We start from the raw sequence: 10,534 nt of genomic DNA on the forward strand, positions 1-10,534 counted from the left end.
CGCTATTTACTACTACCCCACTCCACAAACATCGAGTGACAGATGCAGAGCTCAGGGACATGGATTTCAACGAATTTCCCAGGCACTGACTGAGCCGTCGCTGCCCGTCACAATCAGTTTGTTATCATAGATGACCGGTGCGACAGCAATGTACTCCGAAGCTGGCTGAATCCGCGCAACAAACGCCCCGTCCACCTGTGAAAGAACATGGATATACCCTTCCAGATCACCGACGACGATATAATTTCCCCACACCACAGGCGCTGTAAGCTCACGATAGGCAAGATCAGACTGCTTCCAGATTTCTGTCTGGGTTTCCCGATCATATGCGACCACGTCGCCTTCTATCGTGGATACATAGATGTTGGTAAACCCTGCTGTTGGCGCGGTGCGGCTTGAAACGGGAATTGACCATACCGGTTTACCGTTAAACAGATTCAAGCGGGAAAGCTGCCCCTGATAGGCAACAGCATAAATTGCATCGTCAGAAAGCAGGACGCCACCGTCCACATCCACCAGCCTTTCCAGTTCGGTTTTACCTTTGGGAACAGCTATCTTCTGCTCCCAGAATAATTGACCATTCCGGGCACTCACGGCGACAACGGCACCATTGGACATCCCGGTAATCACAGCATCCTGAAATACCGTTGGCCGGCTGGTCCCTCTCAAGGTCAATGCAGGCTCAGTACTGCGGTATTCCCACTTGGGTTCACCGTCATTTCTGTCATACCCGGCCAATTTTCCATCGACCGTCTGCACGATCACCGTGTCGAGAAACAGAGTCGCCGGAGCCATTACTTCCGCCGATATCGCTTTCCTCCATAACTCAGCTCCATCGACAGCGTTCAGGGCAACCAGTTCACCATCAAAAGTGGTTACGAAGACCTGCTGCGTATCTCCACCTACACCACCAACCAGCGGTTCATCAAGATCAACGTCCCAGAGATCATCACCACTTTCCAGATCTATTGCATAGATTTCGCCATCGTACTCAAGATCATAAAGCGTACCGCCAGCGAGCAAGGGGGCAAATTGCAAAAACTGCTCATCCTGGCCATCCCCAAATGAATTCTTCCAGACACGATCCAGCTCAATCTGGGGTTCAAATGATTGCAACTCTGCGGGAGGTGGGCGAACCGCATCATCGCCACAACCAACCAATAGACTTACAACGAAAAAAAGCGCCCAGTACGAGCGCCTGTCAGAATAAAAATTCATGGTCGACTTATCTCAAGTAACTTAGCTGCAGACGGTGAATACCGAAATCTCTGCAGTCATTTACGCATCAGCAAGATCGTTTATTTTAATTTCCAGTATCTGGGTAGGCTGGTTTAATACCTTGGCCTGGTCTAGAGCATTCTGATACGCTGCTTTTGCTTCGGCCCGGCTGCCTTTCATTTTCAGGATATCCCCTTTCAGCTCTTCGTAGGAGACATAAAAGGGATCATCCTTACCGGTATTCAGATAACTAACCGCAGCATCATACTCTTGTAATGCTGCCTTAACCCTGGCCAAGCGAGTGTTGATGACCGCATTCAAGGCGTCGTCATCACTCTTGGCTTTCACTTCCGCCAATACTGCCTCTGCCTCAGCGTATTTTTCGTCGGAAACCAGCTCTTTGGCTTCAAACAGACTCGCATAATGCGCATAAATACTGTCAGGAAACTTGTCCTTTAGCTCTCCGGCAAGGTACACAACGTTCGCTTCTGCATTTTCCGCTGCCGCTCCCTGTTGTGATGCGACGGCCTGAGTCAATTTATCGTAAAGAATCGAAGCCTGCTCTTTTTGCTCTTTCTCATGCTGCTGATAGGCTTTCCAGCCGAAAATGGCTGCCAAGGCAAGACCAACTCCGATCAACAGAGAATTACCGTTTTCCTTCCACCAGCGCTTAAGTGCTGCAACATCTTCGTCTTCAGAGCGTAAGTAGTCCACTCTTGATCTCTCCTAACCGATTAAAACTTCATCAACTGTTATTATGCCAGGCCAAATGACGCTGGCCTTCCTGTGCGCTTATTATTCGCTCCCCGCAGCTTTATACCTTGCATCAGGGAAAACGTCCAATTTTCAAAGCATCTGTGGCACAGATTTAATAAAATCATCCAGCGGCAATGTCTTTTGAGCCTGATCAGAGCGCAGAGGCTTCACCGTCACAGTCCGCTGCTGAATTTCATCTTCACCCAACAACAGAGCAAAAGTCGCCGTACTTTTATCAGCTTTCTTCATTTGTGCTTTGAAACCGCCGCCACCGCAGTGGGTTACCACACGGACATCCTGAGGCAGATCCCGCAACAGCTCAGCCACCTCAAAAGCATAAAGGCTCGAACCCTCCCCTAAAGCACAAATATAGAAATCAGCGCGATCATGCAGACTTGCCGGCACCAGATCAAGGGTTTCCAACATTAGGATCAGTCGCTCAACCCCCATGGCAAACCCAACAGCCGGCGTTGACCGACCGCCCAGTTGCTCTACCAGACCATCATAACGTCCACCAGCACACACGGTTCCCTGCGCACCAAGGCTTGTGGTCACCCATTCAAACACCGTTTTACCGTAGTAATCCAGACCGCGCACCAGACGAGGATTCACCACATAAGCGATCCCGGCACGATCAAGGTATTGGCAAAGGCCAGCAAAGTGTTCTTTGGATTCATCGTCCAGATAGTCTGAAAACTCAGGAGCTTTCACAAGAATTTCCTGGGTTTTTGGATCTTTACTGTCCAGAATTCGCAGCGGATTGGTATCCAGTCGACGCTGACTGTCTTCGTCCAGCTGATCTTTATACTGACTCAGATAGTCCACCAGAGCATTCTTATAGGCTTGCCTGGCAGCAGCGCTACCAATGGAGTTAAGCTGCAGTTCCACATGCTCAGACAGACCAAGCTTTTGCCACAATCTGGCAGTCAGGATAATCAACTCGGCATCAATATCCGGACCGTTAAAACCGAAACATTCAAGCCCGATCTGATGAAACTGACGGTAGCGCCCTTTTTGTGGACGCTCATGTCGGAACATAGGTCCCGTATACCAAAGACGACGCACCTGATTAAACAGGAGGCCATGCTCCTCGCCTGCCCTAACACAGCCGGCAGTCCCCTCCGGACGCAGAGTTAAACTGTCACCGTTACGGTCTTCAAAGGTATACATTTCCTTTTCGACAATATCCGTCACTTCGCCGATAGAGCGCTTAAACAACTCGGTTTGCTCAACAATTGGCATTCTGATTTCTTCAACACCATATTGTTCGAACAATGCTCTTGCTGTGTCCTCCAAATACCGCCACACAGGGGTTTGCTCAGGAAGGACATCATTCATACCACGAATGGCTTGAATGCGTGCCAATTTACACCTCAATATTTTAAGTTAGTCTTCTCACTGCCGACGCCCTTAGTGAACGAAAAGACAATGAGAGAATGGTTATTTATCTGTCACCCCTTCAGCTCTTCTGTAAAAGACTGCCGGGAGAGTGTTGTCACTGATCGTAAGACACAGCCTCTCAGGCTTTGACAATCAGATCGTCGATTTCTTTCTGCTTATCGGCCGCTTTTTCCCTGATCAAGGCTTCAAAACGGTCTACCAGCTCATCGTTATCCAGCTTATGATCAGGCTTCCCACCGACATAAATAAGATTATTGGGAGACCCACCGGTTAAGCCCACATCCGCCTCTTTGGCTTCGCCAGGTCCATTCACCACGCAGCCAATCACAGCGACATCCATTGGCGTAGATATATCCTCAAGACGGCTTTCCAGCTCATTCATGGTCTTGATGACATCAAAGTTCTGACGGGAGCAGCTCGGGCAGGCAATAAAATTGATACCTTTAGTTCGCAGATGAAGGCTCTTCAGGATATCAAACCCGACTTTAATCTCTTCAACCGGATCTGCAGCCAGAGATACACGAATCGTGTCACCAATGCCATCCATCAGCAACATGCCCAAACCGATCGATGATTTAACCGCCCCCGATCTGAAACCGCCTGCCTCAGTAATCCCCAAATGCAGAGGCTGCTCAATCTGATCGGCGATCAATCGATATGCCGCCACTGTCATAAAGACATCCGATGCCTTCAGACTGATTTTGTAATTGGTAAAGTCATGCCGATCCAGAATATCAATGTGCCGCATTGCCGACTCAACCAACGCTTCCGGAGTCGGCTCTCCATATTTTTTCTGCAGATCTTTTTCCAATGATCCCGCGTTCACACCAATCCGGATTGGAATCCCATTATCCCGTGCAGCACTAATCACAGCCTGAACACGATCCTCCCGGCCAATGTTGCCGGGATTGATCCTCAGACAGTCCACTCCATACTCCGCTACTTTCAGAGCGATTTTGTAGTCGAAATGGATATCTGCCACCAAGGGTAAATTTGCCCGCTGGCGAATTGCGGCAAAGGCGTCGGCTGCTTCCATTGTGGGAACAGACACTCTGACGATATCCGCGCCGGCTTCCTCCAGACGCCTGATCTGCCCGACAGTGGCATCAACATCACAGGTGTCTGTATTGGTCATGGATTGCACTGCAATAGGAGCATCACCACCAACTGGAACATTCCCCACCATAATCTGACGCGACTTACGTCGTTTGATGGGGGATTCACGAAACATGGACATTGACCTACTGCTCCAACACTAATTCGACTCGATTATTGCGAACCCGATACTGGGAAAAATCCAGGGGTTTACCATTCACATCAATAGATACCGCATTAACTGCACCGACCACAAACCTCAAAGGATAAGCACCGGAAAAATCGACGACATCCCCAGCTCTATAAAGGCCGACAGTGCGATTATTATCCCGATCTCTGAGATCAAACCAGCAATCCCCAGTGAATACAGCCTTTACCGTCACACTGGATGAGTCCGCCGATTCTGCAACACTCGACGACGCGGTCACCTCTTCAACAGCTTCAGCTGGCTCTGGCACCTGAACAACTGCTTCCTCTAAAGTAACTGACGGAGTCTCTGGCTCAGAACTCTCTGTTACCGTCTCAACACTCGGCTCCAAGGTCGGCTGGGCGTCAATAACTGCCTCAGATGCTGGAACAGGTTCTTCAGGTGTTATCAGCTCCTCTGCCACAATTGGAGCATTATCACTAACCGAAGCGGCATCTGTCGAAGTTGCCGTAGAGGTAACCGTTTCAGTATCGACGCCTTCCAACTGAGTCCGGTCCTGCTCCATCACTTCTTCTGGTTCAAGCGGCGCTGATGCTTCCGGAGTTGTGACCTGCTGCTGACTGAAATACTCCCAGGCGAAATAACCGACACCTGCCAGCACAATCACAATCCCCAGCAATAATACTTTTTTCCCGCCGCCTTTACTTTCCTCAAAACCCGCTGGCGAGACTGCAGCCGAACCAGTTTCCATCATGGGATCACTGGACATCAGGAGTTCCTGCTCAAGATCCTCAATCAAACGGTCTTCTGAGAGATTAACCAGCCTTGCATAGGAGCGAATGTAGCCTTTCAGAAATACCAGACCGGGAAGCTGATCGTACTCCCCTTCTTCTATCGCACGGACATAGCGGGGAATAACATGTAGCTTTTCTGCGGTATCGGAGACACTCCACCCTTTATCTTCCCTGGCTCGTTTCAGGCGGCTTCCGGGTTTGTTATTCGTCTTTTGTTGTACTGCATTTTCAGAAGACATCAGGAGGATTCCTTAATTTTCTGATATTCCATTGACTCCGGGAACAAATTCTTCAACAGGAGAGTCAGAGAAGCCTCTTCGTTCCGATCCTTCTTATCACGGGCGATATTAATCCCCAATGCCAGACTCTGCGCTGTGTGACTCGCCTGACCACTGCGTACCCTGTCCCAATAAACCTGATAATACCGGTCCGCTCTACTCAGGTCTTCAGTGTCGTAGTAAAGATTTGACAATGCCAGATAGGCGTTCACCTGATCTCTGCGCAGAGTCAGGGACTTTTCATAGGCATTAATCGCCTCATCCACCTGATTGAGCCTCACATGGATTAATCCCATATTACTGAAAATCTGCGCCCGGGACTCATAACGAATATCTTCTGAGGCAAGACGAAACTGATTCAGTGAATCTTTCAATCTACCCTGCTGATACAGAAAAGCACCGAAATAGGTTCTTCCACGAGTGTAATTGGGATCGTGCCTTAACGCAGTACGAAACTCTTCCTCTGCATGCTCAGGCTCATCCTGGGCCTGGTAAACCAAACCAAGTGCAGCATGGGCTGTAGCATTCTGCGGCTCCAGTTCCAGCGCTCTGGAAAGTTTTTCTGTAGCTCGGTCATATTCCCTGTTTTGAAAATAGGCCAACCCTAACTGAACATACTGTTCAGCAGCCTTACTTTTAGAGGCCTTTGCCCTGTATGGACCTTCCACTGTAGTGACACAACCAGACACAAACAGGAATTGAACAATGATGAGAAGGCTTAGCCGTCGCAGGCAGGATAGTCTGAGAAAACCTGTGGTTCTTTCTGTATTGGCGATCAGTTTTGTGTAAACCATAGTCGGTTTATAGCATCCGGTTTAAATAGTTCTCTGTATTCTATACTTATTTTGCCATAACGTTGAGCACCGGAAATTACACAACCGTATTCCGGCACTCTTGGGGCTGACTAACGGGCAACCTGTGTTGCCGGTGTTACGTCAGCCACTGGAATATACTTCTGACTTCGCCGTGTCCGATCTTCTACCCGGCCTACCAGCTGCCCACAGGCAGCATCAATATCATCCCCACGGGTAGTGCGGATAGTGGCTACATATCCGGCCTCATTCAACACCTTCTGAAACCTCATCACGGCATTTCTGGATGGGCGCCGGTATTCATTATTGGGGAATGGATTAAAGGGTATCAGATTGATCTTGCACGGCAGATCCTTCAATAGCACGACCAACTCATGGGCATGCTCGACAAGGTCATTCACCCCCTCGATCAAGGTATACTCTATCGTGATACGACGCTTGTCAGGAAGGTTCGCCAGGTAACGCTGGCACGCAGCGATCAGGTCTTTAATTGGATATTTTTTGTTTACGGGAACAAGCACATCCCTTAAAGGATCATTCGGGGCATGTAGAGAAATAGCCAATGACACATCAGTCACCGACCCTAGCTTATCAATCATGGGGACCAGACCTGAGGTACTGACCGTCAATCGCCTCTTGGATATGCCATAAGCAAAGTCGTCCATCATGAGATCACAGGCTGGAACGACATTGTCAAAATTCAATAGAGGCTCGCCCATCCCCATGAATACAATATTGGTGACATAGCGTTCTTTGGAGACATCAGCATTCCCAAATGAACGAGCCGCGATCCACAACTGTCCAATAATCTCTGCACTGGTGAGGTTGCGGTTGAAGCCCTGCTTCCCCGTGGAGCAAAAGCTGCAGTCAAGTGAACAGCCAATCTGGGACGATACGCAGAGAGTTCCCCGACCTCCGTCAGGAATATAAACTGTTTCAATACTGCTTCCGCCAGCCATCTGCATAACCCATTTTCGGGTACCATCAGCAGAGTGATCCTCGTAGGTAATTTCAGGCACCACGATCTCAGCAACCGACTTGAGCTTTTCCCGCAGGGCTTTGCTCATGTTGGTCATATCATCAAAGTCAGTTACCCCCAGTTGATGAACCCACTTCATCATCTGTGAGGCGCGGAACTTTTTCTCGCCAAGCGACTCGAAAAAAGTTTCCAGTTGAGAACGACTCATCCCGAGCAGATTGACCTTTTCGTCACCTGCTTCAGATTGTTTGGTCGACTCATCATTCGACTGCTGGACATGATTGTCTGTCATATTTACCTCTATGGCAACTCGCCATCTATAACGCAAAGTGCAGGACATCAGTCCTGCACTTGATTTCCTTCGTTGAAACTAAACAAAGGATAGGCTTATCAGCCCCGTGGGCAAATCTCGTTTTCACCGAAGAAATATGCAACTTCACGCTCTGCAGATGCTGCAGAATCAGAACCGTGAACAGCATTGGCATCGATAGAATCAGCAAAGTCTGCACGAATAGTTCCTGCTTCAGCTTCTTTAGGGTTAGTAGCCCCCATCAACTGACGATTAAGACCGATAGCACCTTCACCCTCAAGTACTTGCACAACAACTGGACCTGAAGTCATAAATGCAACCAGATCCGGAAAGAATGGGCGCTCTTTGTGCTCTGCGTAAAAACCTTCTGCCTGTTCCTGAGACAGATGCAGCATTTTGGAAGCGACAATACGCAGTCCGGCTTTCTCAAAACGAGAGTAGATTTCGCCAATGACGTTCTTCGCCACAGCATCTGGCTTGATAATTGAAAGCGTACGCTCAACAGCCATCGATGTATTCTCCGAATAAATTGATATGGATAAATTCTGAACACGCGATTATACGCATGTTCCGACTAAAGTTACACTCCAGTCTTCCCTTTCAGGTCACAGGACCCAAAGCTAATTTGTAAACTTTTATTAACCAGCAGTTTTGGCCTTCCAGGCGGGAGATAACTCTCTTAACTTACTGACACTATTACGAATGCACTCCACTGCCCGACGAATATCCTGCTCACCGGTATAGCGACCAATGGATATTCTAATGGAACTGAGAGCCAGCCCATCTTCCACACCGAGAGCCTTCAGCACATATGACGGCTCCAGTGACGCAGACGTGCAGGCTGAGCCCGAAGATACCGCAATATCACGCATGGACATCAGGAGCGACTCTCCGTCGACATAACCCACCCGGACATTCAAAATCCCGGAAACTCGTTGATCCGGATGACCATTAACAGCGATATCACCCAGATCTTTAATGCCATCCCAGAGCGCCTGGCGCAAATGCAGAATTCTGGCCTGCTCCTGCTCCATCAACTCTCCCGCCAGCGCAAATGCCGCCCCCATGCCCGCTATTTGATGCGTCGGCAGTGTCCCTGAGCGCATCCCCCGCTCATGGCCTCCGCCGTGAATCTGCGCATCCACACCGACAAAGGGATTCTTTCGAACATATAAAGCACCAACACCTTTAGGGCCATAAATCTTGTGAGCGCAACATGACAGCAAATCCACTTTCACCTTGGACATATCCAGAGGCAGCTTTCCTGCACTTTGAGCGGCATCGACATGATAAAAAGCCTGATGCCCCGACACCACTTCCGCAATTCCCTCAATATCATTTATAACACCCAGTTCATTATTCACATGCATGACAGACACCAGTATTGTGTCATCACGCAACGCTTCAGCCACCGCTTCCGCCGTGATTAATCCATCAGAATCAGGCTTTAGATAGGTAACCTCATATCCCTGCTCTTCGAGAAAAGCACATGGGTCAAGCACAGCTTTATGCTCGATGGAAGAGGTAATAATGTGACGCCCTTTATCAGCATATCGACCCGCCACACCCTTAATTGCCAGGTTATTGGCCTCCGTCGCCCCAGAAGTCCAGACAACCTCCCTTGGATCAGCACCAAGAAGATCTGCGACCTGCCTGCGTGCGCGTTCAACCACCTCCTCAGCACGCCACCCATAAACATGCGACCTGGAAGCCGGATTGGCAAAGACCCCGTCCATAGTCAGACATCCCACCATCACCTCAGCAACAGCAGGATCAACAGGCGTGGTGGCAGCATAGTCAAGGTATACAGGCTTCATGGAATTCTAAAATCTCTTCTAACTGTGATATTTTGCGACGGCATTACAACTCACTGGATGAGACCAGAGTCAACTCCGAACTGGAACTGATCTCATGACGTTTGTTTTGTCTCTCGGCGATTTCCATCACCTGAGGATTATTCATCAAATCCGCCAGGCTAATGCCACTCAGGAAATCATGAATCTTTACACTAAGCTCATTCCAGAGATGATGGGTCAGGCATATCTCCCCCCCCTGGCAATCACCACGATTTCCACAACGAGTAGCATCAATCGACTCATTGACCGAATCAATGATGTCAGATACTGCGACCTCCTCCATAGACCGCGCCAGGAGATACCCCCCTCCGGGACCACGAACACTTGACACCAGCTCGCTTCGCCTGAGCCTGGCAAACAGCTGCTCCAGATATGAAAGAGAGATTCCCTGACGCGCGGAAATATCAGCAAGACTCACAGGACCCGACTTCGAATTCATCGCCAGATCCAGCATTGCCGTCACAGCGTAACGCCCTTTTGTGGTTAACCTCATTCGCACACCCTTGGAGTTTTTGCGGCATTATGAAATAACCACACAACTTGATCAACTATTACCCTGCATCAGCCGTCAATCACTCCAACTTCATTAACCCAAATAAAAAAGCCCGACATCCGCCGCAATGCTGTTCACTTAAGAGGAGCAGCATTGCGATCTACTGGATATCGGGTCTTTGATATCTTAACCGTCCGAGGTGTCGTAGGCCTCGGACGCCTCTCCAAAAACAGACTACTAATTCCCGATCTTAACTCTGACAAGCGCCGACCTGTTCCAGATATCGGATTGGAAGCCGCCATCACAATTAACTGAACAGCAATATAATCACACACTGGTTTGAAGCGAATGTCAGACGGGGCTCGATCAAAGCTTACCGCCGCAATCGATGCTT

Annotated in this window: 10 protein-coding genes and 1 pseudogene; all 11 read right to left on the reverse strand. The window is 49.2% G+C overall.

Features of this window, described 5'->3' with window-relative positions; translation table 11 throughout:
• Positions 1–66: 66 nt before the first annotated feature.
• Positions 67–1,218, reverse strand: a complete 1,152-nt coding sequence (gene bamB, locus F566_RS0118455; RefSeq protein WP_020408500.1) for an outer membrane protein assembly factor BamB — start codon at positions 1,216–1,218, stop codon at positions 67–69.
• Positions 1,219–1,278: 60 nt separating this feature from the next.
• Positions 1,279–1,932: a YfgM family protein gene (locus F566_RS0118460; protein WP_020408501.1), complete on the reverse strand. Its 654-nt coding sequence runs from the start codon at positions 1,930–1,932 to the stop codon at positions 1,279–1,281.
• A 132-nt stretch (positions 1,933–2,064) separates the two neighbouring features.
• Entirely contained in the window at positions 2,065–3,339 is a 1,275-nt protein-coding gene (gene hisS / locus F566_RS0118465; protein ID WP_026180127.1) for a histidine--tRNA ligase, read from the reverse strand.
• A gap of 154 nt (positions 3,340–3,493) precedes the next feature.
• On the reverse strand, positions 3,494–4,606 hold the full coding sequence (gene ispG / locus F566_RS0118470) for a flavodoxin-dependent (E)-4-hydroxy-3-methylbut-2-enyl-diphosphate synthase (RefSeq protein ID WP_033416538.1): 1,113 nt from the start codon (positions 4,604–4,606) through the stop codon (positions 3,494–3,496).
• Between the two features lie 10 nt (positions 4,607–4,616).
• Positions 4,617–5,651 (reverse strand): RodZ domain-containing protein, encoded by a 1,035-nt coding sequence (locus tag F566_RS0118475; protein WP_020408504.1) that lies wholly within the window; start codon positions 5,649–5,651, stop codon positions 4,617–4,619.
• Positions 5,651–6,484 carry a type IV pilus biogenesis/stability protein PilW gene (gene pilW, locus F566_RS0118480; RefSeq protein WP_020408505.1) on the reverse strand — a complete coding sequence of 278 codons (834 nt, stop codon included), beginning with the start codon at positions 6,482–6,484 and terminating at the stop codon, positions 5,651–5,653. The genes F566_RS0118475 and pilW overlap by 1 nt, the downstream gene beginning before the upstream one ends.
• 110 nt (positions 6,485–6,594) lie before the next feature.
• Positions 6,595–7,773, reverse strand: coding sequence for a dual-specificity RNA methyltransferase RlmN (gene rlmN / locus F566_RS0118485; protein WP_020408506.1), 1,179 nt, complete (start codon positions 7,771–7,773; stop codon positions 6,595–6,597).
• Positions 7,774–7,871: 98 nt separating this feature from the next.
• Positions 7,872–8,300, reverse strand: coding sequence for a nucleoside-diphosphate kinase (gene ndk, locus F566_RS0118490; protein WP_020408507.1), 429 nt, complete (start codon positions 8,298–8,300; stop codon positions 7,872–7,874).
• A gap of 129 nt (positions 8,301–8,429) precedes the next feature.
• Positions 8,430–9,608, reverse strand: coding sequence for an IscS subfamily cysteine desulfurase (locus F566_RS0118495; RefSeq protein WP_020408508.1), 1,179 nt, complete (start codon positions 9,606–9,608; stop codon positions 8,430–8,432).
• A 43-nt stretch (positions 9,609–9,651) separates the two neighbouring features.
• Positions 9,652–10,140, reverse strand: a complete 489-nt coding sequence (gene iscR, locus F566_RS0118500; protein WP_020408509.1) for a Fe-S cluster assembly transcriptional regulator IscR — start codon at positions 10,138–10,140, stop codon at positions 9,652–9,654.
• Between the two features lie 134 nt (positions 10,141–10,274).
• Positions 10,275–10,534 (reverse strand): annotated as a pseudogene (locus tag F566_RS36375) (IS4 family transposase); the annotation flags it as partial.

Origin of the sequence: Hahella ganghwensis DSM 17046 (genome assembly GCF_000376785.1) — a bacterium.
In the GTDB taxonomy this organism is placed as follows: Bacteria; Pseudomonadota; Gammaproteobacteria; order Pseudomonadales; family Oleiphilaceae; genus Hahella; species Hahella ganghwensis.

Coding starts and splice junctions, on each gene's coding strand:
- ispG (WP_033416538.1), bottom strand. CDS start 4,606: ATGTTTCGTGAATCCCCCATCAAACGACGTAAGTCGCGTCAGATTATG.
- iscR (WP_020408509.1), bottom strand. CDS start 10,140: ATGAGGTTAACCACAAAAGGGCGTTACGCTGTGACGGCAATGCTGGAT.
- rlmN (WP_020408506.1), bottom strand. CDS start 7,773: ATGACAGACAATCATGTCCAGCAGTCGAATGATGAGTCGACCAAACAA.
- F566_RS0118475 (WP_020408504.1), bottom strand. CDS start 5,651: ATGTCTTCTGAAAATGCAGTACAACAAAAGACGAATAACAAACCCGGA.
- F566_RS0118495 (WP_020408508.1), bottom strand. CDS start 9,608: ATGAAGCCTGTATACCTTGACTATGCTGCCACCACGCCTGTTGATCCT.
- ndk (WP_020408507.1), bottom strand. CDS start 8,300: ATGGCTGTTGAGCGTACGCTTTCAATTATCAAGCCAGATGCTGTGGCG.
- bamB (WP_020408500.1), bottom strand. CDS start 1,218: ATGAATTTTTATTCTGACAGGCGCTCGTACTGGGCGCTTTTTTTCGTT.
- pilW (WP_020408505.1), bottom strand. CDS start 6,484: ATGGTTTACACAAAACTGATCGCCAATACAGAAAGAACCACAGGTTTT.